This window comes from Nonomuraea sp. NPDC049684, from assembly GCF_044465345.1.
In the GTDB taxonomy this organism is placed as follows: domain Bacteria; phylum Actinomycetota; class Actinomycetes; order Streptosporangiales; family Streptosporangiaceae; genus Nonomuraea.
The window spans coordinates 16,494-38,140 of the sequence record NZ_JBITLO010000003.1; the positions used below are offsets into that span (position 1 = coordinate 16,494).

Genomic DNA, 21,647 nt, shown 5'->3' on the forward strand with positions numbered 1-21,647 from the left:
GACCGGCCCCCTTGCCCCACACGCCCCCGTCGCCTTCCTCATAGGCGTTCCAAGTCGTTCCGGAGCCGGCCCGGCGCGTACGCCGGTTCGGCGGCCCCGTCCGTCGCCGCGGCGGCGGCGAGCCGGCCCGCCTCGGGCGACGTCTGGACCCCGTAGCCGCCCAGGGCGGCCAGCCAGACGAACCCCGGCGCGCCGGGGTCCGGCCCGATCACCGGCGTCCCGTCGGCCACCTCGCTGCGCAGCCCCGCCCAGGCGTGCCGGACGCTGCGGATCTCCAGCGTCGTGGCCTCCTGGACGCGCCGCACGCCGACGGCGACGTCCAGGTCGTCGGGGCGGGCGTCGCAGGGCGGGACGGGCGTGGCGTCGGCAGGGGAGACCAGCAGCCGCCCGGACTCGGGCTTGACGTAGAAGGTGTCGGCCACGTCGGTGACCATCGGCCAGGACCGGGCGTCCGTCCCCTCGGGCAGGTCCACCAGGAACGCGGTCCTGCGCAGCGGGCGCAGGCCCACCGGCCGCACCCCGGCCAGCCCGGCGACCTCGTCGGCCCACGCCCCTGCCGCGTTGACCAGGATCGGCGCGGCGTGCTCGCCCGCGTCGGTGACCGCCCGCCAGACGCCGCCCGCGCGCGACAGCGCCCGGACCCGGGCGGAGGTGACCACCTGGCCGCCCCGCGCCCTGATGCCGCGCAGGAAGCCCTGGTGGAGGGCGTCGACGTCGATGTCCATCGCGCCGGGCTTGAGCATCGCCCTGCTGAACCGGCCCGGACGCAGGATCGGGCAGTGCGCCTGGGCCTGCGCGAGGTCGATCTCCACGGCCGGCGTCGGGGCCCGCCGCCCTTCGGCCAGCGCCTCGTCGAACGGCTTCTCGCCGCCGGGCGGGCACAGCGCCAGCACGCCGCGCGGGCTCAGCAGCGGGACGTCGGCGAAACCCGGCGGGGGCGCGGCGAGGAAGTCCCTGCTCGCCGCGGTGAGAGCCCGGACGGCCCGGTTGCCGAAGTACTCGGAGAAGAGCGCCGCCGACCGTCCGGTCGAGTGGTGGCCGGGGACCTGCTCGGCTTCGAGCAGGGTCACGGTGCCCGACCTGGCGAGGAAGAACCCCGCGCAGGCGCCCGCGACGCCGCCCCCGACAATGAGAAAATCTCTCACGTCCGTAAACTGATCACATTTCACTGTGTTTCGGCAAACAGTTTGTGTGTCCTGACAGAAATGACTTGCCCGAAATGCGTAGTAAGTCAGGTCATAAATGCGGTAATTCAAGCATTTATATAAACGATCTTGTGATTACCGGCCTGTCAGGGGCTCGGCGGCGGTGGCCGGGCGTCCCGGCGGCGTCAACCCCTATGTCAGAAACGGCGCAGGCGTGCGCTCCGAGTGTCAGATCCGGCCGCTGGGCGGCGCGCCGCCGGACGTCCGAAACCCGGCGCCGCCGGGCGCGGCGGGACCGCGAACGGGGGCGCGGCGGGTGTGAAGCGGCTCATCGGTGGTAGCCGAGCGTCGGGAAGCCGACGACTTGGGGGGCAACATGGCCGAGCGCCTGACCGACGAGGACATCGACACCGCCCTGGCGGCGCTGGAGGGCTGGCGGCGGGACGGCGACGCCCTGGTCAAGGACGTGCCGATCACGCCCGACAGCTACGGCTGGCTGAGCGAGGCGGTGCACAACGAGGGCGCCACGCTGGGGCACCAGGCCGAGATCGAGCGGACGGCGGAGGGCATCCGCTTCCGCCTCTCGACCGGCGAGGCCGGCGGGGTCACCGAGCGCGACGTCGAACTCGCCGCCCACATCGACCAGGTCCTCGACGGCGGCGCCCGCGACCGCGGCTGACCTCGCGGCAACCCGCGACTCGCGGCCGTCCTCCCGGCGGCCCGGGTCACGACGGCGCGCCTTCCGGGGGCAGTCCGGCTTGTGCGGACCGCTCAATGTGCAGGGCGCACAGGTTGTGCAGGGGGCACATCCTGTGTAGGGTGCATTCGGACAATAGGGGGATAAATGGTGCATTCCGCGCCCAGCCCGCGCTCCGGCGGCGGGATCGTCAGCGTGCTCGCGGTCGCCGGCATCGTCGGCTCGCTCATGCAGACGCTGGTGGTGCCGCTCATCGGCCAGCTCCCGCGGCTGCTGCACGCCGGTGCCGCCGACACGTCATGGGTGATCACCGTGACGCTGCTGGTCGGCGCGGTCGCCACCCCCGTGATCGGCAAGCTCGGCGACCTCTACGGCAAGCGCACCATGATGCTCGTCTGCTCGGTGCCGCTCATCGCCGGGTCGGTGGTGTGCGCGCTGTCCGGCTCACTGATCCCCATGATCGCCGGACGCGGCCTCCAGGGGCTGGGCGTCGGCATGATCCCGCTCGGCGTCAGCGCGCTGCGCGACCTGCTGCCGCCCCAGCGCGTCGGCCCGGCCATCGCGCTGATGAGCTCGTCCATGGGCATCGGCGGCGCGCTCGGGCTGCCGATCTCGGCCGCGGTCGCCGAGTACGCCGACTGGCGGGTGCTGTTCTGGGGCTCGGCCGCGCTGAGCGTGCTGGTCGCGGTGCTGATCTGGCTGCTGGTCCCGGCCACGCCCGCCGCCGCCGTCCGGGCCCGGCTCGACCTGGTCGGCGCGCTCGGCCTGGGCGCGGCGCTGGTCTGCCTGCTGCTCGGCGTGTCGAAGGGCGGCGACTGGGGCTGGTCGAGCGGCACCACCCTCGGGCTGCTCGGCGGCGCGGTGGTGCTCGCCCTGCTGTGGGGGCTGTGGGAGCTGCGCGTCCGCGACCCCCTCGTGGACCTGCGCACCACCGCCCGCCCGCAGGTGCTGCTCACCAACGTGGCCTCGATCCTCGTCGGCTTCGCCATGTACGCCCAGTCGCTGGTCCTCATGCAGATCCTGCAGCTGCCCGCGGCGCTCGGCTACGGCCTGGGCCAGTCGATGCTGGCCGCCGGGCTCTGGATGGCGCCGTCCGGGCTGACGATGATGGCGGTCTCCTCGCTCGGCGCCCGGCTGTCGGCCGCCCGCGGGCCCAGGACCAGCCTGTTCGTCGGCGCGCTGGTCATCGCGGCCGGCTACGGCACCGCGCTCGGCCTCATGGGCTGGAGCTGGGGCCTGATGATCGCCGGCTGCGTCGGCAGCGCCGGGGTCGGCCTGGCGTACGGTGCGATGCCCGCCCTCATCATGGGCGCGGTGCCGAGGAGCGAGACCGCCTCCGCCAACAGCTTCAACACCCTGATGCGCTCCATCGGTACCTCGGTCTGCGCCGCCGTGATCGGCGTCGTCCTGGCCCAGCTCACCGTGACGGTCGGCGGCCACACGCTGCCCTCGGAGACCGGCTTCCGCACCGCCCTGCTCATCGGCTGCGGCGTCGCGGTGGTCGCCGCGCTGGTCACCCTCACGCTGCCGAAGGCCAAGGCCGCCGCCGCCCCGGCCCCTGTCGCCGCCGCGACCCCCGCTGCGTCCCCGGCAACCCCGGCGACCCCCGCGGCCCCGGCGGCCGGGCCCGCTCCGGCCGCCGCCGGTGTCCTCGGCCCCTGGGAGGACGCGTTCCGCACGCACGACCCGGCTCCCGAGGCCCGCCACCACCCGCGGCCGGTCCAGCCGGAGGCAACCGGCGTCCTCTCCCTGACCGAGCGGGACGAACTGCTCCGGCTGCGCCGCGAGAACGCCGAACTCCGCCGTGAGCTGGACGTTCTCCTGCGGGGCGCCGGCGTGTGGCTCAAGAACCTGGCCGCCGACAGGACGGAGTGACCCGCCCCGACATACATGTCCGGCAAATAATGATTTGAACGAGCGAGTACTCACTCATTACGCTCGTCCGCATGACCAAGAGGCGACGGGTGCCCGCGATGGCGCCCGAAGACCGCCGTGCCGCCCTCATCGAGGCCACCGTCCCCCTGCTGCGCGCGCACGGCACCGCCGTCAGCACCCGCCAGATCGCCGAGGCCGCGGGCGTGGCCGAGGGCACGATCTTCGGCGTCTTCCCCGACAAGGCCACGCTGCTGCGCGCGGCCCTGATGAGCGCGTTCGACCCCCGACCGGCCGAGGACGCGCTCGCCGCCATCGGCGCCACCGCCGGGCTGCGCGACCGGCTGCGCGAGGTGGCGGCGCTGCTGCGGGCCGGCATGAAGGCCAACGTCAACCTCTTCACCGTGCCCCGCGAGCTCATGGCCGAGGACGCCGAGTTCCGCGAGCACATGATGGACAGCCGCGCCCGCATCACCGCCGCGCTCGCCGCCCTCGTCGAGCCCGACCGCGACCATCTGCGCCGCTCGCCCATGGCCACGGCGCAACTGCTGCTCATGCTCGTCTCGGTGAGCGTCCACCGCGGTTTCGGCCTGTCGGACGACTTCGGCGACATGGACGACGACGAACTCGTCTCCGTCCTGCTCGACGGGCTGCTGCTGCCCTCCTACCGCACCCCCTCCACAGAAAGCGTCCGTTGATGCTGCTCCGCCTGCTGCGGGTCCAGCTCAGGCCGTACGGGAAGGAGATCACCCTCGTGGTCCTCTTCCAGTTCGTGCAGACACTGGCCACGCTCTATCTGCCCACACTCAACGCCGACATCATCGACCACGGCGTCATCACCGGCGACACCGGTTACATCATGCGCGTCGGGCTGGTGATGCTCGGCGTGACGTTCGTCCAGATCGTCTGCTCGATCGTGGCCGTCTACTACGGCGCCAGGACGTCGATGGCCCTGGGCCGCGACCTGCGCGCCGCGATCTTCCACCGCGTGCAGGGCTTCTCGGCGCAGGAGGTGAACAGGTTCGGGGCGCCGTCGCTGATCACCCGGACCACCAACGACGTCCAGCAGGTGCAGCTGCTCGTGCTGATGACGTTCACGATGATGGTGGCCGCGCCGATCATGTGCGTCGGCGGCATCGTCCTGGCGCTGCGCCAGGACACCGCGCTGTCGTCGCTGCTGCTCGTCGTGCTGCCGGTGATGATCGTCATCGTCGGCCTGGTCGTCTGGCGGATGCGGCCGCTGTTCCGCACCATGCAGGAGCGCATCGACCGGATCAACCAGGTGCTGCGCGAGCAGATCACCGGCATCCGGGTCATCCGGGCGTTCGTCCGCGACCGGCACGAGCGCGAGCGCTTCGGCGTGGCCAACGACCGGCTCACCGACGTCTCGCTGCGGGTCGGCCGGCTGATGGCGCTGATGTTCCCCTCGGTCATGCTGGTCGTGAACGTCTCCAGCGTCGCCGTCATCTGGTTCGGCGGCCACCGCATCGCCGACGGCACCATGCAGGTCGGCGCGCTGACCGCGGTCATCTCCTACCTGATGCAGATCCTGATGTCGGTGATGATGGCCATGTTCATGTTCATGATGATCCCGCGCGCCGAGGTCTGCGCCGAGCGCATCGAGGACGTGCTCGGCACCGACCCCACCGTCCACCCGCCCGCGGACCCCGTCACCCCCGACGGCCACCGGGGCGAGCTGGAGCTGCGGTCCGTCGACTTCCGCTACCCGGGCGCCGAGGACCCGGTGCTGTGCGGGGTGAGCTTCGCCGCGCGGCCCGGCCGGACCACCGCGATCATCGGCAGCACCGGCAGCGGCAAGACCACGCTGCTCAACCTCGTCCCCCGGCTGTTCGACGCGACCGCCGGCGACGTGCTGGTGGACGGCGTCAACGTCCGCGACCTCGACCCGGCGGCGCTGTCCCGCGCGGTCGGCCTGGTCCCGCAGTCGCCCTACCTGTTCTCCGGCACCGTCGCCTCCAACCTGCGCTACGGCCGGCCCGGCGCCACCGACGAGGAGCTGTGGCGGGCCCTGGAGATCGCCCAGGCCCGCGAGTTCGTCGAGGCGATGCCCGGCGGCCTGGACGAGCCGATCTCCCAGGGCGGCACGAACGTCTCCGGCGGCCAGCGCCAGCGCCTGGCCATCGCCAGGACCCTGGTGCACCGGCCCGAGATCTACCTGTTCGACGACTCCTTCTCCGCCCTCGACTACGCCACCGACGCCCGCCTGCGGGCCGCCCTGGCCAAGGAGATCGCCGACGCCACGATCGTCATCGTCGCCCAGCGGGTGAACACGATCCGCGACGCCGACCGCATCCTCGTGCTCGACGAGGGCCGGGTGGTGGGCAGCGGCGACCACGCCGAGCTCATGGAGACCTGCCCGACCTACCGCGAGATCGTGCTGTCCCAGCTCACCGAACAGGAGGCCGCGGCATGACCGCCCAGGCTCCCGCGCGCCGCCCGCAGCCCGCCTTCGGGCCGGGCAGGATGATGGCCGGGCCGGCCGAGAAGGCGCTCGACTTCGGCGGCACGCTGCGCAAGCTGCTGCGCCTGCTGCGGCCCGAACGCGCGATGCTCGGCGTCGTGCTGGCGCTCGGCACGGCCAGCGTCGCGCTCACCGTCACCGGGCCCAAGATCCTCGGCCACGCCACCGACCTGATCTTCTCCGGCATCATCGGCGCCCGGCTGCCCGCCGGGCTCACCAAGGAGCAGGCCGTGGCGGGCCTGCGCGCCAGGGGCGAGGGCAACTTCGCCGACATGGTGGCCTCGATGAACGTCGTGCCCGGCCAGGGCATCGACTTCACCGCCCTGGCCCACGTCCTGGGCTGGGTGCTGGCCATCTACGTGGTGGCGGCGCTGCTCGGCATCGCGCAGTTCCGGCTGACGACGACCGTCGTCCAGCGGGCGGCGTCCCGGCTGCGCGAGCGGATCGAGGCCAAGCTGGCGCGGCTGCCGCTCAGCTACTTCGACGGCCAGCCGCGCGGCGAGATCCTCAGCCGCGCCACCAACGACACCGACAACATCGCCCAGACCCTCCAGCAGACCATGAGCCAGCTCATCTCCTCGGTGCTGACCGTGGTGGGCGTCCTGGTGGTGATGTTCTGGATCTCGCCGGTCCTGGCGCTCATCGCCCTGGTCACGGTGCCCGTGTCGGTCTACGTCACCGCCGTCGTCGGCAAGCGGTCGCAGCCGCAGTTCGTCAAGCAGTGGTCGTCCACCGGCAAGCTCAACGGCCACATCGAGGAGATGTACGGCGGCCACACCCTGGTCAAGGTCTTCGGCCGCCAGCAGGAGGCCGCCGCCACCTTCGAGGAGCACAACCAGGCCCTGTACGCCTCCAGCTTCCGCGCCCAGTTCATCTCCGGCGTCATCCAGCCGGCGATGATGTTCATCGGCAACGTCAACTACGTGTTGGTCGCCGTCGTGGGCGGGTTCAAGGTGGCGTCGGGCTCGATCTCGCTGGGCGACGTCCAGGCGTTCATCCAGTACTCCCGGCAGTTCAGCCAGCCGCTGACCCAGGTGGCCGGCATGGCGAACCTCGTCCAGTCGGGCGTCGCCTCGGCCGAGCGGGTGTTCGAGCTGCTGGAGGCCCCCGAGCAGTCGGCCGAGCCGGCCGAGCCCGCCCGTCCCGCCGAGCTGCGGGGACGCGTGGCGTTCGAGAACGTCTCCTTCCGCTACGCCCCCGACCGGCCGCTGATCGAGAACCTGTCGCTGACCGTGGAGCCCGGCCAGACCGTGGCCATCGTCGGCCCCACGGGAGCGGGCAAGACGACCCTGGTCAACCTCATCATGCGGTTCTACGAGGTGACCGGCGGCCGCATCACCCTCGACGGCGTCGACACGGCCGAGATGTCCAGGGAGGAGCTGCGCGCCGACATCGGCATGGTGCTCCAGGACACCTGGCTGTTCGGCGGCACGATCGCCGAGAACATCGGCTACGGGGCCGAGGGCGCCACCCGCGAGCGCATCGAGGCCGCCGCCCGCGCCGCCCACGTCGACCGCATCGCCCACACGCTGCCCGACGGCTACGACACGGTGATCGACGAGGAGGGGGCCACGGTCAGCGCGGGTGAGAAGCAGCTCATCACGATCGCCCGCGCGTTCCTGTCCGAGCCGGCGATCCTCATCCTGGACGAGGCCACCAGCTCGGTCGACACGCGGACCGAAGTGCTCATCCAGCGGGCGATGAGCTCGCTGCGCGAGGGCCGGACCAGTTTCGTGATCGCCCACCGCCTGTCCACGATCCGCGACGCCAGCCTCATTCTGGTCATGGAGGAGGGCCGTATCGTCGAGCAGGGCACCCACGAGGCCCTCCTGGCGGCGGACGGCGCCTACGCCCGCCTCTACTCCGCCCAGTTCGCCCAGGCCGCCGTCGAGGTGGACTGACCGCCGATTCTCCCGGGCCTTCGCTTTACCGTCATTGACGGCCGGACTATCTCCTGGTCAGCGGCGTTCTGACCAAAAAGCGAAGTGCCCGGGAGGCCATTCCCGGGCACGTGCTCCCATTCGCCTTCCGCGGTTCACGGCCGCCACAGTGGAGGGCGGACCGGTCAGGAACGTTCCGGCTCGTAGTGCAGGCCCACCACGCCGCAGTCGAACGCGCGCGCGCCGGCCAGGCGCAGCCGCTGGTAACCCTCGCCCGCCGGGAACAGCGGCAGCCCGGCCCCGATCGCCACCGGGTTGACGAACAGGTGCAGCTCGTCGATCAGCCCCTGCGAAATCAGCTGCCGGCCGATCGAGGCGCCGCCGGCCACCATCACGTCGCCGCCGGGCTTCGCCTTCAGCTCGTTGACGGTCTCGGCCGGGTCGCCGCCCGCCACGACGGCGTTCTTCCAGGGCGACTCGGTGAGGCTGCGGGAGATGACGACCTTCGGAGTGTTGATCATCTTGTCGATGCCCTCCTCGGTCTCGCCCGCCGGCCGCGACTCCCAGGCCGGGATGAACCCCTCGGCCAGCTTGCGGCCCAGCACGATGGTGTCGACCGGCTCCCAGAGCGCCGCCACGTGGGCGTTGATGTCGTCGGTCCAGGGGAAGGTGACCCAGTCCATCTCGCCGCCGGGGCCGCCCACGAAGCCGTCCGCGGTGATCTGGAGCTGCAGCTTGACCTTGCGCATTTCTCTGTGTCCTTTCCGGTTCCGCTCTGTGTGGTTCCCAGAGTGCCGGAGCAGGCTTACGTTCTGCTTCCGCCGGGCTTAAGGTTCCGGGCTCGAGTTCGCAGTGCTCACGGTCGTCGGGCGGCCCGGCGCCTGGCCGACGACCAGGACGCCGCCCACAGGATCGCGCCGATCACCAGCAGGATCCCGGCGATCTCGTACTGGCCCGCCGGACGGCCGGAGGACCACGGCAGCACCAGGTAGAGGCAGGTGACCGTGCCCACCACGGGCAGCACGCGGCCCGCGTTGAAGTGCTCGGCGCCGGTGACGTCCCGGCGCAGGACCAGGACCGCCACGTTGACCGCCGCGAAGACGGCCAGCAGCAGCAGCGAGGTCGTGCCGCCCAGCAGCGCCACGACCGGGCTGTCGGGGACCAGCGAGACGAACGTGATGAGGGCGATGGCGATCACCGTGGTGAACAGGATCGCGGCGTGCGGCGTGCGCCGGGTGGCGTGCACCGCCGACAGGAACGGCGGCAGCACGCCCTGCTTGCTCATGCCGTACAGCAGCCGGCTGGCCATCAGCATGTTGATCAGCGCCGAGTTGGCGACGGCGAACATCGAGATGAACGGCAGCAGCGAGGCGATCGGCACGCCGGGAGCCGCCGTCTGCACCACCGTGACCAGCGGCGTCTCGCTGGCGGCGAGCTGCCCGACCGGGACGACGGCGACCGCGCAGACCGACACCAGCACGTAGATCACCCCGGTGATGCCGATGCCCGCGAACATCATGCGCGGGAAGATCCGGGTCGGGTTCTTGGTCTCCTCGGCCATGTTGACGGAGTCCTCGAAGCCGACCATGGCGAAGAAGGCCAGCGACGTCGCGGCGCTGACGGCCAGGAACACGCCCTTGTCGGCGGGCGTCTCGAAGGCGACGACGCGGGAGAAGTCGGCGTGGCCGCCGGAGATGAAGTACCCGCTGAGCACGATCACCATCAGCAGCCCCGACAGCTCGACCGCGGTGAGCACGACGTTGAGCTTGACGCTCTCGCCGACGCCGCGCAGGTTGACGGCCAGGATCAGCAGCATGAACCCCACGGCGATCAGCAGGATGACGCCGTTGCCCGCGTCGAGGCCGAACCCGGTGGCCAGGTTGGCGGCGAAGGCCCGCGAGGCCGCCGACGCCGACGTGATGCCCGAGCACATCACCGCGAAGCACACCAGGAACGTCAGCGCGTGCTTGCCGAACGCCTTGTGCACGTAGAGGGCGGCGCCCGCGGCCTCCGGATACTTGGTGACCAGCTCAAGGTAGGAGCAGGCGGTGATCAGCGCGACGACGAAGGCGATCGTGAAGGGCAGCCAGGCCGCGCCGCCCACCTCGCCGGCGACCTGGCCGGTCAGGGCGTAGATGCCGGTGCCGAGGATGTCGCCGACGATGAACAGCAGCAGCAGGCCGGGGCCCATCACCCGCTTCAGGCTGGGCCGGCCGCTGCCGGCCTCGGGCGGGCTGGGGGGACTGATCTGAGCCATGGGGGTGGTCCTTCTCGTCCGTGAGGATGACGGCTAGGTCATGGGCGCGGGCGACGGCGAGCCCCGGCCGGTCGCCGCGCGCCGCCGCGACCACGTGATCTCGACCGTCATCCTGACACTGTACGATCCCCGCTTGTCATCCGTGAACACGTCGTCACGCTGAGCTGTCACCCCGGTACGCCGGTGGTGAGGGTTGCAAGCCGGGAGCAATCCCCGCGCAAGGGGCGGGTCCTAACGTCGGGGCGTGTCCAGACGACTGGTTCTCGGCGGCGCCGCCCTCGCGGCGACCGCCACGCTGACGCTCGGCCTTCCCGCCGTCCCCGCGCTCGCCGCCGCGCCCGCGCCCGGCACGGTGGCGGGCAAGCTGTTCCGCGCGTGGCTGGCCGGCGACCGCGCCGCCGCGGCCGGGGTCGCCACCCCCGCCGCGGTGCGCACGATCTTCGGTTACGCCTACCGCGCGCCCGACCGCTTCGACGGCTGCTCGCGCGGCGTGTGCCGGTACGTGCACACCAGCGTGCGCGTGCCCGGCGGCCTCAACGGCATCGCGATGACCGTGACCGGCTCCAAGGTCACCAAGGTCTACCTGTCCCGGCACGTCGTGCGGCCGTCCGCCGCGGCCGGGCACCTGTTCGACGCCTGGAAGCGCGGCGACCGGTACGCCGCGCTGGAGGTCGGCGCCGAGGGCGCGGTGCGGACGCTGTTCCGGGTCAGGTACGACCCGCGCGGCGTCACCCACCACTTCCAGGGCTGCGCCAAGGAGCCGAAGGGCTACGCGTGCGCCTGGTCCTACGAGGGCGGCGCGATGTTCATGCACGTCCACGGCTCCGCGGCGAGGGGCTACGACGTCCGGTCGATCAGCTACACGGCCGACTGACGGTCAGCCGCCGGCCAGGTCGTTGGCGGCCACGTAGCCGAAGGTCATGGCCGGTCCGATGGTCGAGCCCGAGCCCGCGTAACTGTGGCCCATGACGGCGCCGCTGGCGTTCCCGGCGGCGTACAGGCCGGGGATCACCGAGCCGTCGGCGCGCAGGACGCGGGCGCGGGCGTCGGTGCGCAGGCCGCCCTTCGTGCCCAGGTCACCAGGGACGATCTTGAAGGCGTAGAACGGCGGCAGCCAGAGCGGCGCCAGGCACGGGTTCGGCCGGACGTACGGGTCGGCGTAGTAGTGGTCGTAGGCGCTGTCGCCGCGGTGGAAGTCGGCGTCCCGTCCGGCCAGGGCGAAGCCGTTGAAGCGGGTGACCGTGGCGCGCAGGGCGGCCTCCGGCACCCCGATCTTGCGGGCGAGCTGCTCGATCGTCGGGGCTCTGAACAGGGCGCCGCTGTCGTACCAGGAGTCGGGGAAGGGCAGCAGCGGCGCGATGTCCTTGAACAGGTACTTGTTGCGGTACTGCTGGTCGACGATCAGCCAGGCGGGGATGTGCGGGTCGGACGGGGTGTTGCGGTCGTACATGACGTGCACGACGTCGCTGTAGGGCGCGGCCTCGTTGACGAAGCGCCGGCCGGCGCCGTTGACGATGACGCAGCCCGGCAGGGTCCGCTCGGCCAGGCAGAAGTACGGCTCGCCGGGCAGCGGGATCACCGGGCCCGACCAGGCGTCGTCCATCAGGTCCAGCGCGCCGCCGGCCTGCTCGCCGGCCTCGATGCCGTCGCCGGTGTTCTCCTTGGCGCCGACGGTCCAGCTCGTCCCGATGGGCTGGCGCTGGAACTCGGCGCGCATCGCCGCGCTGTGCTCGAACCCGCCCGATGCGACGATCACCCCGCGCCTGCCCCTGACCACCCCGGCCGGGGTGACCACGCCCGCGGCCCGGCCGCCCACGACGTGCAGGCCGAGCAGCGGGGTGTTCAGCCACACCGGCACCCCGGCGTTCAGCAGCCCGGCGCGCAGCCCGGCGGCCAGCGCCTGGCCCATCGTCAGCGGCTTCTCGCCGCGCAGCGCCGCCTGCGTGCCCCGCAGCAGGCACGCCGCCGACACCTCCGCGCCCTTCGGGTTGACCAGGGCGAGCGTCAGCCACTTGTAGTCGGCGCTGAAGACGACCATGCCCGCCGGGGTCGCCATGTACGGCGGGTTCAGCCGGGCCAGCTCCGGGCCGAGGAGGTTGCCGTCGAACTGGTCGGGCTCGATCGAGCGCCCGCCCGGCATCCCGCCCGGGAACTCCGGGTAGTAGTCGGAGTACCCCTCCATGAACCGGAAGCGCAGCGGGCTGTTGCGCGTCACGAACGAGATCATCTGCGGCCCCGCGTTCAGGAACGCCTGCTGTCGCGCGGCCGGGACGGTGTCGCCCACCACGCGCGCCAGGTAGGCGGCGGCCTTGGCGGGCGTGTCCGGCACCCCGGCGGCCAGGATCACCTCGTTGCACGGGATCCAGATGCCCGCCCCCGACCGCGCCGCCGACCCGCCGAACGTCGGCGCCTTCTCCAGCACGACGGTGCTCAGGCCGCGTTTGGCGGCGGTGAGGGCGGCGGTCATCCCGGCGGCCCCCGAGCCGACCACCACCACGTCGTAGTCGGCCTCGGCGTAGGCCGGATCCTGGCCGAGCGCGGCGCCGGTGACCAGGATGCCGCCCGCGACGAGCAGGGTGCGGCGGCTGCGCCCGCGGGGGGTGAGGTCGTCGGAGGCCGCTGAGGCTGGTCGCATCGATGATCCCTTCGACAGGGGAGAGCCGGTCGGCCCCCTCGCCGAAACGAGCATGCGCTTGGTTGGTTAGCCTGTCAACGGGCCCGCCGCACGGCCAGATCCTTGACGTGGCCCGACGTGGCGGTCGCCGTCAGGGCGGTGGCGAACAGGATGAGCTGGTTGAGCACCTTCAGGAACAGCAGCATGCCCGCCGCGCCCGCCACCACCCGGTAGGCGGGATTGGCCGCGGTGAGGTTGACGTAGACCTGGCCGATCGTCTTGAGGATCTCCAGCCCGGCGGTGATGACCAGCGCCGGGCCGATCACGCGGCGCAGCGGCACCCGCAACCGGGGCGGCGCGGTCAGCAGCGCCATGGCCAGCAGCGTGTTCACGCCCAGGCCGAGCGCGATCCCGGCCGCGGTGAGCACCCACTGGGCCGGAAGGGCCTCGACGCCCACGGTGAGCACGGCCAGCCAGGTCAGCAGCCGCTCGGCGGCGAAGGCGACGGCGAGCGACAGGGCGAGCAGCATCCCGAGCCCGGCCATCACGCCCAGGTCGATGAGCTGGCGCAGGAAGAACCGCCCCGGATACTCCTCCAGCCCCCAGATCGCCCGGGTGGCCGAGCGCAGGGTGTCCATCCAGAACAGCCCGGTCATCGGCAGCGCGACGAAGGCCACCGCGCCGGCCGTGCCCCCGGCCTCCCGTAACGCCTGGACGTCGAGGCGCGGGAAGTTCTCGCTCAGGTAGTGCTGGACCGTGGCGAGGACCGTCGGGTCGTCCATGACGTGGCCGAGGATGCCGAACGCGAGCAGGGCCAGGGCGAAGGTGGCGAAGAAGGAGTAGTAGGTGAGGGCCGCCGACAACCGGCCGCCGTCGGCCTTGTCGTAGCGCAGCACGGCGCGGGACAGGTGGTCGAGCCAGCCGTGCCGGTCGCGGGCCCGCCGCCAGGCCGCCGCCGGGCCCTTGTCCCGTCCGGTGGCGTTCATGGCGCGGGGTTCCCTTCGCTCTCCGTCCCGGTGGCCGTACGCCGCCGGGTGCTCACCGTACCGCCAAGAGCGGATCGACAGACGAGCACCCACCACGCACGGCCTGCCGGGAGGTGGGGGAGGAGACCGGGTTCGTGGTTGGCGCTGCGGAGTTGGGGGGCCGGTGGCGGTCAATGCGGGGGAGTGGGCGGTGGGGGGACGCCGGTTCCACACCGTGCACACGTACTTCTTCGCCCGGGTTCCGGGCATGGAGGTGCCCGAGCCCGCTGACGACGGGCTCGGGCACCGGTGGTGGAGCGCGGGCGAGCTCGGCCGCACCACCGAGCGGGTCTTCCCGCCGGGGCTGGCCGGGCTGGTCGAGGGCCTGCTCGGAGGCGTACGGCCCGGCTCGCCCGTCACGCTGGACTGGTGACCGCGCCGGGAGGCTCCCGGCGGGTGACCGCGGCCGCCGGGCGGGCGGCCGCGGTCACCGGGGTCAGCGGAGGTTGAACGCGCGCAGGGTGGTCTGCCTGAGGCGGTTGCCCGCCGCGTCCCACGCCTCCACCTTCAGGCTCACCGCGCCCTTGGTGGCGCGGTAGGCCGGGTACTTCGCACCGGCGGTGTAGACGCCGTCCCGGCCGCGCCTGAGGTCGGCGGGCTGCCAGGTGGCGCCGTCGTCGGTGCTGGTCCACAGCCGCACGCCCGCGATCGCCGGCATCCTCGCCGCCGACGGCCCGTGGTAGGCCTCCAGCTCGAACGTGTGCCGGCGCCCGGCCGCGACCGTGTTGCCGACGGACAGCGTGTCACCGAGGTCGTAGCTGACGTAGACCGCGGGGGTGGTGCGGCACTGCTCGACCAGCCCGTCGACGAACCAGGCGTAGCAGTTGGCGCCCGGCCTGAGCTGCTCCTTGGACGGCGGGGCGGTGAACGTCCACTCGATGTCCGACAGGGCGTTCTTCGCCGTCAGCCGGTAGGTGCCCGGCTCCTTGGGCAGCGGGTAGCGCGGCAGCGTGTCGAAGCCCGGCAGGGGGGCGTTCGGCAGTTCCTTGCCGTCGCGGTACAGGTGCAGCTCGTACTGGGGCATCAGGTCGCCGAACGCGACGCCGTCGTCACGCCGCTCCCCGACCCCGTTGACCATGGACGGCGTCACCCACAGGTTGCCGTCGTGTACGCAGATCGCGCACGGCACGCCGATCACGAGCTGCCTGAGCGGGGGCGCGTCCGCGGGGCCGCCGAGCGCGTACAGCTTGTCGGAGGCCGTCGAGGCGCCCGGCGTGCTCGGGGTGGCGAACCACTTCTGGACGGTGGTGCCCGGCCGGTCGAACACCTCGTGCCGGTAGCGGGTCTCCTGGACCTCCTCGCCGGGCGCGGACGCGACGAGCGCGGACAGGCCCGCCTCGCTCACGACCTTGGGGTCCAGCGGCCAGACCCACTGCGTCCTGCGCTCGGGCAGCGGGGCCGACCACTGCAGGATGTTGGTGTTGGTCGTCGTGTAGGAGATGTCGTCGGTCCGCCACGAGGCCCGCCAGTTCATGTACTTCGTGTACGGCCCGGCGTGCACGTCGAGGTCGACCTGGTGGAGCTGGCGCTCGGTCACCTCGTACCGCATCGAGGCGGGGACGCGCCCGTCCACGGACGGCCGGAACACGTACGAGTACGGCGTGTTCGGCGTGCCCTCGACCCGGACGGTCACCCTGCCCCGGCCGGCCTCCGCGCGGATCTTCAGCCCCTCGGCGTTGGAGACGTAGGCCACGGGGATGTTGACCGGCTGGAACGGGCCGCTGAACGGCTTCTGCGAGATCGGCAGCGGGATCGGGCAGGCGGCGGCCTTCTCGTTGAAGGCCAGGACGCCGGCGGCGCCCGCGTCCCTGATCGGGCCCACCCGCTCGATCTGCAGGCCGCACGCCGTACCGAAGACGCCCTCGGCGGGCTCGGCGTCGATCAGCACGAGCGCGCCGCGCAGGTCCTTGCCCGCGAGGTCCTCGGGACGGCCCTTGCCGGCGTCGACCACCCGCAGGTCCTTGGTGCCCTCGAACGGGACGTACCCGGGGTGGATCTCGCCGGAGTCGATCGTGTGGACCCGGGAGACCGGGTGCAGGGTCGTGCGCTTAGGCGTGCGCATGGTCATGGTGACCTCGGGCACGCCCAGCTCCCACTGGCCGGCGAAGCGGAAGCCGCCCTTGGTGACCTTCTTCGTCGGCAGCGCCCACACCTTCTCCCAGCCGCCGAGCGGGCGGCCGGACAGCAGCGTGCCGCCGAAGACCTTGCCGTTGGGCAGGGAACGCTGGAAGAAGACGTCGTAGGAGTTGTTCAGCGGCTGCGCGGTCTTCGGCGCGTCGAAGCTGATCTCGGTGGCCTTGCGGGCGTCGAGGGTGATCTCCATGTCGCCGGTGACGGTCAGCTCGGGCTCGAACAGCCAGGCCCGGTTGGCGCGGTCGTCGGCGTCCACCCAGTCGAGCACCTGCAGCAGGCTGACGGTGCCGGCCGGGACGCGGCTCACCACCAGGCCCACGTCGTCGATGCGGTTGGGGCCGAGCTCGCCCTTGTTGCCGTCGACGTCCAGGACGCTCATGGCCGACGGGGTGCGCGGCTTGCCGTCCCGGTCGACGGTGTGGATGGTCAGGTCGTACTTGGGGACGTCCCGCACCGCGCCGAGCGGCGTGGTGAGCCGGACGCCGTCCGCCTCGGCCGTCACTGCCCCGCTGTAGGTGCCGACGGGCAGCCCGGCCGGGTCGAGGGTGACGGTGGTGGCGGCGGCGCCGCCGGCGGGGACGGTCAGCGTCGCGTCGGCCAGGACCGGCTTGGCGGCGCCCATCGCAGCCTTCAGCGTCAGCGTGACGGGCCGGTCGCCCAGGTTGCGGTAGGAGATCTCGCCGGTCTTCGGCGCGCTGCCGGTCTCCACCAGGCCGAAGTCCACGCCGCCGCTGGTCGCGAACACCTGCTGGCGGGTCGCGCGGTCCAGGTCCACCCGGCCGGCGCCCTGCTCGTAGACGGTGAAGCCGTCGTCCGCGGAGGTGGACATCAGGGCGGACTTGAGCTGCTGGGCCGTCCAGTCCGGGTGCCGCTGCGCCATGATCGCGACCGCGCCGGCCACGTGCGGCGTGGCCATGGAGGTGCCGGAGGCGCCGGTGTAGTGGTCGTCCACCGGGGAGCCCATGGCGGTGCCGGCCGACCGCGCGGCCACGATGTCCACGCCGGGCGCGGCGATGTCGGGCTTGAGCCCGCCGCCGGGGCGCGGCCCGCGGCTGGAGAACGCGGCGAGCTTGTCGCTCTTGTCCACCGCGGCCACGGTCAGCGCGGCGTCGGCCGCGCCGGGCATGCTGATCGTCTCGGCCTCGTACAGGTTGCCCGCGGCGACCACGAACAGCGTGCCGGTCTCGGCGGTCAGGTCGTTCACGGCCTGGCTGAGCGGGTCGGTGCCGTCGCTGGGCGGGCCGCCGAGGCTCATGCTGACGGCCTTGGCGCCGCTGCGCGCGGCCCACTCCATGCCCTCGATGATCCACGACTCCTGGCCGGAGCCGGTGTTGTCGAGCACCTTGCCGACGACGAGCTGCGCGCCCGGGGCGACGCCCTTGTACCTGCCGCCCGAGGCCGCGCCGGTGCCGGCGATGGTCGAGGCGACGTGGGTGCCGTGGCCGTGCCCGTCCTGGACGGGCTGGTCGGGGACGAACGACTTGCTGTCGGCGATCCGGCCGGCCAGGTCGGGGTGGCCGGTGTCGGCGCCGGTGTCCAGGACGGCGATCTTCACGCCGGTCCCGTCCTGGCCGCGTTCCCACGCCTTGGGGGCGCCGATCTGCGGGACGCTCACGTCCAGGTCGGCCTTGACCTTGGCGTCCAGCCACAGCTTGGCGATGCCGCCGCGCAGCGTGCCGGGTGACTTGGCCAGGCCCTCGCCGGCGGGCCGCCCGCCGCGCACGGCCTCCCAGAACGCGCCCGCCTCGGCCTTGGCGACGTCGAGGGCGGAGGCGTGGATGCTCTCCAGCGTCCGGGTGGGCTCGCTGGCGGGGACGGCGGCGGCCGAGCGCCTGACCGCGGCCTCCGGCTGGTCGCCGGGGTACTGGACGATGACCGGCAGCCGCTTGGCCACCTCGTCGGAGTAGCCGTTCTCGGCCAGGTACTTGACGTCGAACAGCCGCCTGTCCACCAGGCCCGCCTGGACGGCGGAGACGGCGTCGTCCGGCAGCACGAAGACGCCGTCCGGGGCGAACTGGGTGAACAGGTTGATGCGGCGGCCGTCCTGGCGCGTGCCGGGGGCGGCCTCGACGCGGTACCGGCCGGTGGCGGACCGGGTGAGCTGGACCTTGTCACCCGTGATCAGCGTGACGACGACCTTCCGGGCGCGCACCCCGGACAGGGCGACGTCCTTGGCGGCCTGCGCGGTCTGCGCGGGGGCGGCGGGTGCGGCGGGTGCGGGGGTGTCCGGCGTCGCGGCGGTCGCCGGCGCGGCGGTCAGCACGCCGGCGAGCGCGGTGACCGCGGTCAGCAGGACGCCTGTCCGGCGCGCCAGCGGGGGGCGGGGCAGTGCCATGGTGGCCTTTCTGGCGGGGGGAGGGGTTCGGACGGCGGCGGTGGGCTCATGGCCCGGTAAGGAAGGAACCGTCCGTGAGGGTGCGGAAGGGGTTGACCGACCGGGAGGTGTCAGACGGGTTCGAAGCCGTCCGGCGGGCGGGGGGGCTCCGGGGTCTCCTCGTGCGGGGAGGGGACGGAGGGGGCCGGGTCGTCCGGGTCCGGCCGGTCGGGGTCTTGGATGGTGTCGGACATGCCGAAAGTGTCGCGGCAGACGTATGGGGTGGGGTATGGGGTGCCCTATGGGGAAAAATCCCCATCTTGGGGGTCAGTCGCTGGGGAGGAGGTGGCGGGCCAGCTCCGTCCGCGACCGCGCCCCCACCTTGCGCATGGCCGCGCTGACGTGCTTGTCCACCGTCTTCGGCGACAGGAACAGCTCCCTGGCGATCTCCTGGTTGGTCAGCCCCTCGGCCGCCAGCCGGGCCACCTGCTCCTGCCGGGCCGACAGGGCGTGGTCGTTCCCCGCCTGAGCGGGCGCGCTCTGCGCCGCCGGGCGGACGCCCCACCTGCGGCCCAGCCCGGTCGCGCGGTCGAGGTCCCAGCGCGCCCCGAGCTCGGCGTACACCGCGACGGCCCGGCCGAGCCGGACGGCGGCCTCGGGGTCGTCGAGGGCGAACAGGCAGGCGGCGGCCTGCTCGCTCGCCTGCGCGGCCTCGTACCGCGCCGGGACCGCCTCGAAGGCGTCGGCGGCGGCGGTGAACTCGGCCGCGGCCCGCGCCCACTGCTCCCCGGCGGCCGCCAGCAGGCCGCGGGCCTGCGCCAGCGCGGGCCCGGCCAGCGGCGCGTCGCGCCCGGCCAGCCGGGCGGCATGCCGCGCGACGACGTCGGCGGCCTCCTGCGGACGGCCCGCCACGAGCAGCGCCTCGGTCAGCGCGGGCAGCGCGCGGACCGCCACGGGCCACAGCTCGCCGGCCTCCCAGTGACGGCCCGCCTCGACGGCCGCCTCGATCGCCGCCTCCGGCTCGCCCCGCGCGGCGCTCAGCCGCAGCGACATCGCCAGCGGCAGCACCAGGTCGTCGTACTGCCCCCGGGTACGGGCCTCGGCGGCGGCGTCCAGCAGCGACGGCAGCGCGGCCTCCTGGCGGCCCTGCACCGCGGCCAGGCAGGCGGTCACGATGTCGACGAGGATGCGCTCGTGCGGCTCGTCGCCGAACTGGTCGCGCAGCTCCTGGAGCCTGGCCGGCAGGCCCTGCCAGGAGCCCTCGAAGTAGTCGGCCGCGGCCAGGTTCACCAGGCAGCGCAGTTCCAGCCGCTCGCGCAGGTCGGGCTCGGCGCCCTCCTCGACCGCCGCGGTCAGCAGGCGGCGGCCCCGCCGGTGGTGCCCGCTGAACAGGGACGCGCCCCCGATGGAACGGTAGGCGTTGACCTCGCGGCGCAGCAGCCGCCGTCCGCCGGTCTCGCGCAGCAGGTCGTCGGCGAGCACGGCCCAGCGCGGGTCGCCCATCACCACGAAGATCATCGCGATCTTGCCGAGCACCAGCATCCGCATGGCCGGGTCGGCGACCGCGGGCAGGGTCGCGAGCGCCCGCTCCAGCCACGACCTGCTCTCCTCCGGCGGCAGGCCGCTGGGCGGGCGGCCGACCCCGGCCATGGCCCACGCCGCCAGCCCCGGCTCGCCGGCCAGGTCGTCGGCGGCCCGCGCGAACGCCTCGCCGATGCGGGCGCCGTCGGTGCGGGTGCGCTCCAGGTGCAGCGCGAGCAGCAGGCGCAGGTGGCCGCGCAGCGGGGGCGGCACGTCCTGCTCCAGCGCGCCGGTGACCAGGTCGGCGACCGGCGGCGGGCGCAGCAGCTCCAGCGCGGCCCAGCCCAGCTTCACCGTCAGCTCGGCCCGCCGGGCGGCGGGCAGGTCGGCGCCGCGCAGGACGTCCTCCAGCAGGCGGGCGGCCTCGGCGTCGTCGCCCAGCCGAGACGCCTGCTCGGCCGCCTCGATCGCGGCCTGCACCCACTGCCCGGCCCGGCCGGCCTGGCGCAGGTGGTGGGCCAGGCGGCCCAGCGGCACCGGGCGCAGCTCGCGTACGGTGTCGGCGGCGGCGGCGTGCAGGGCCTGCCGGCGGCCGAGCGGGATCGCCTCGTAGACCGCCTGCGCCGCCAGCACGTGACGGAACCCGACCAGGCCGCCGGTGTCGGCGAACAGCCCGGAGCCGAGCACCTCGTCGATCGCCCCGACGTCGGGCCCCGACAGCAGGGCGACGGGCACCGGGAGCTGGAGCACGGCGGCGCGCTCTGCCACCGCCTTGGCGCCGGGGGAGAGCCGCGCCACCCGTTCCTGCACCGAGGCGCGCACGCCGCTCGGCACGTCGAGCTCCTCCAGGGCCCGCCGCGCCCAGCCGCCCTCCCACCGGATCAGCGTGCCGCGGTCGCGCAGCAGCGCCAGCAGCTCCTGCACGGCCAGCGGCAGGCCGGAGGCCCGCCCGCACAGGTGCTCGGCGAACTCGGCCGTCACCTCCTCGGCCCCGAGGATCGCCGAGGCCATGACCCGGGTCTGGGCGGCGTCGAGCGGCGGCAGCACCAGGTGCTCGGCCGTGATCGTGTCGGGGGCGCGGGCCGTGATCGCCCGCACCGCCCCGGACGCCTCCTCGCTCCGGTACGTCAGCACCACCCGCAACGTGCCGGGCAGCACGGACATCAGGTACGTCAGGAACTCGACCGTCTGCCCGTCGGCCCAGTGCAGGTCCTCCACCGCCAGGACGGCGGGGCCGAGCGCGGTCAGCACCTCGGCGAGCCCGCGGAAGACCCGATGGCGCTCGGCCGCCCGGTCGTCGAGCGGCGGCGGCGTCTCCGGCAGCACCCCGGCCAGCTCGGGCAGCAGCTCGCGCAGCGCCCCGGCGACCGGTGACAGCGCCGCGCCGTCCAGCTCGGACGCCCGCCCGCGTAACGCCTCGACGAGCGGTCCCAGCGGGAACGGCTCCCTGATCTGCACGCAGGCCCCGCTCAGCACCCGCAGCCCCGCCACCGCGGGACCGCCGAGCAGCTCGGCCGTCAGCCTGGACTTGCCGATGCCGGCCTCGCCCTCGACGACGGCCACGGCGGGCGCCCCGGCGACCAGCGCGACAAGCCGGGCGAGCTCCTTCTCCCGCCCAACCAGAACAGGAGACACCACCCGCCCAGCACGCACCCGCTCATTCAACTGCACACGAAGTCACAGATCAACGTCACCGGGGGAAGGGGG

15 protein-coding genes are annotated in these 21,647 nt (G+C 73.3%); 7 read left to right on the forward strand and 8 right to left on the reverse strand.

All coding sequences use genetic code 11. The annotated features are described in order from the left end of the window. Nucleotides 1–38: 38 nt before the first annotated feature. A complete protein-coding gene (locus ACIBST_RS10605) occupies nucleotides 39–1,145 on the reverse strand; it encodes an NAD(P)/FAD-dependent oxidoreductase (protein WP_397170764.1) in 1,107 nt (368 codons plus the stop codon). Nucleotides 1,146–1,521: 376 nt separating this feature from the next. Here ACIBST_RS10605 and ACIBST_RS10610 point away from each other — a divergent pair, with 376 nt between their 5' ends. The 5 genes from ACIBST_RS10610 to ACIBST_RS10630 all read left to right on the forward strand — a co-directional run bounded on the left by ACIBST_RS10610 (nucleotide 1,522) and on the right by ACIBST_RS10630 (nucleotide 8,097). After that, complete coding sequence (locus ACIBST_RS10610; RefSeq protein ID WP_358298325.1) at nucleotides 1,522–1,824, forward strand: 4a-hydroxytetrahydrobiopterin dehydratase; 303 nt, start codon at nucleotides 1,522–1,524, stop codon at nucleotides 1,822–1,824. Nucleotides 1,825–1,989: 165 nt separating this feature from the next. Continuing rightward, nucleotides 1,990–3,717, forward strand: coding sequence for an MFS transporter (locus ACIBST_RS10615; RefSeq protein ID WP_397170765.1), 1,728 nt, complete (start codon nucleotides 1,990–1,992; stop codon nucleotides 3,715–3,717). A 71-nt stretch (nucleotides 3,718–3,788) separates the two neighbouring features. Next, a complete protein-coding gene (locus ACIBST_RS10620) occupies nucleotides 3,789–4,412 on the forward strand; it encodes a TetR/AcrR family transcriptional regulator (protein ID WP_397170766.1) in 624 nt (207 codons plus the stop codon). Further along, entirely contained in the window at nucleotides 4,412–6,148 is a 1,737-nt protein-coding gene (locus tag ACIBST_RS10625; RefSeq protein ID WP_397170768.1) for an ABC transporter ATP-binding protein, read from the forward strand. The genes ACIBST_RS10620 and ACIBST_RS10625 overlap by 1 nt, the downstream gene beginning before the upstream one ends. Beyond that, nucleotides 6,145–8,097 carry an ABC transporter ATP-binding protein gene (locus ACIBST_RS10630; RefSeq protein ID WP_397170769.1) on the forward strand — a complete coding sequence of 651 codons (1,953 nt, stop codon included), beginning with the start codon at nucleotides 6,145–6,147 and terminating at the stop codon, nucleotides 8,095–8,097. Before ACIBST_RS10625 ends, ACIBST_RS10630 begins: the two co-directional genes overlap by 4 nt. Before the next feature lie 164 nt (nucleotides 8,098–8,261). Here ACIBST_RS10630 and ACIBST_RS10635 read toward each other — a convergent pair whose 3' ends face one another. Next, entirely contained in the window at nucleotides 8,262–8,825 is a 564-nt protein-coding gene (locus tag ACIBST_RS10635; RefSeq protein WP_397170771.1) for a dihydrofolate reductase family protein, read from the reverse strand. A 107-nt stretch (nucleotides 8,826–8,932) separates the two neighbouring features. Next, nucleotides 8,933–10,333 carry an APC family permease gene (locus ACIBST_RS10640; RefSeq protein ID WP_397170773.1) on the reverse strand — a complete coding sequence of 467 codons (1,401 nt, stop codon included), beginning with the start codon at nucleotides 10,331–10,333 and terminating at the stop codon, nucleotides 8,933–8,935. A 244-nt stretch (nucleotides 10,334–10,577) separates the two neighbouring features. Between ACIBST_RS10640 and ACIBST_RS10645 the strand changes: the two genes are divergently transcribed. Beyond that, complete coding sequence (locus tag ACIBST_RS10645) at nucleotides 10,578–11,207, forward strand: hypothetical protein (protein ID WP_397170775.1); 630 nt, start codon at nucleotides 10,578–10,580, stop codon at nucleotides 11,205–11,207. A gap of 3 nt (nucleotides 11,208–11,210) precedes the next feature. On the opposite strand, the gene kstD is transcribed toward ACIBST_RS10645, so the two are convergent. Together kstD and ACIBST_RS10655 are read right to left on the reverse strand one after the other, a co-directional pair. Next, nucleotides 11,211–12,968, reverse strand: coding sequence for a 3-oxosteroid 1-dehydrogenase (gene kstD / locus ACIBST_RS10650; protein ID WP_397170777.1), 1,758 nt, complete (start codon nucleotides 12,966–12,968; stop codon nucleotides 11,211–11,213). 74 nt (nucleotides 12,969–13,042) lie between these two features. Further along, nucleotides 13,043–13,933, reverse strand: coding sequence for a YihY/virulence factor BrkB family protein (locus ACIBST_RS10655; RefSeq protein WP_397170778.1), 891 nt, complete (start codon nucleotides 13,931–13,933; stop codon nucleotides 13,043–13,045). Nucleotides 13,934–14,123: 190 nt separating this feature from the next. Here ACIBST_RS10655 and ACIBST_RS10660 point away from each other — a divergent pair, with 190 nt between their 5' ends. Continuing rightward, on the forward strand, nucleotides 14,124–14,345 hold the full coding sequence (locus ACIBST_RS10660) for a hypothetical protein (RefSeq protein ID WP_397170780.1): 222 nt from the start codon (nucleotides 14,124–14,126) through the stop codon (nucleotides 14,343–14,345). Nucleotides 14,346–14,408: 63 nt separating this feature from the next. On the opposite strand, the gene ACIBST_RS10665 is transcribed toward ACIBST_RS10660, so the two are convergent. The 3 genes from ACIBST_RS10665 to ACIBST_RS10675 form a co-directional block, all read right to left on the reverse strand. Next, nucleotides 14,409–18,440, reverse strand: a complete 4,032-nt coding sequence (locus ACIBST_RS10665; protein WP_397170781.1) for a S8 family serine peptidase — start codon at nucleotides 18,438–18,440, stop codon at nucleotides 14,409–14,411. A 110-nt stretch (nucleotides 18,441–18,550) separates the two neighbouring features. Further along, nucleotides 18,551–18,673 carry a hypothetical protein gene (locus ACIBST_RS10670; protein ID WP_397170782.1) on the reverse strand — a complete coding sequence of 41 codons (123 nt, stop codon included), beginning with the start codon at nucleotides 18,671–18,673 and terminating at the stop codon, nucleotides 18,551–18,553. A 73-nt stretch (nucleotides 18,674–18,746) separates the two neighbouring features. Then, a complete protein-coding gene (locus tag ACIBST_RS10675) occupies nucleotides 18,747–21,578 on the reverse strand; it encodes an ATP-binding protein (RefSeq protein WP_397170783.1) in 2,832 nt (943 codons plus the stop codon). Nucleotides 21,579–21,647: the final 69 nt, after the last annotated feature.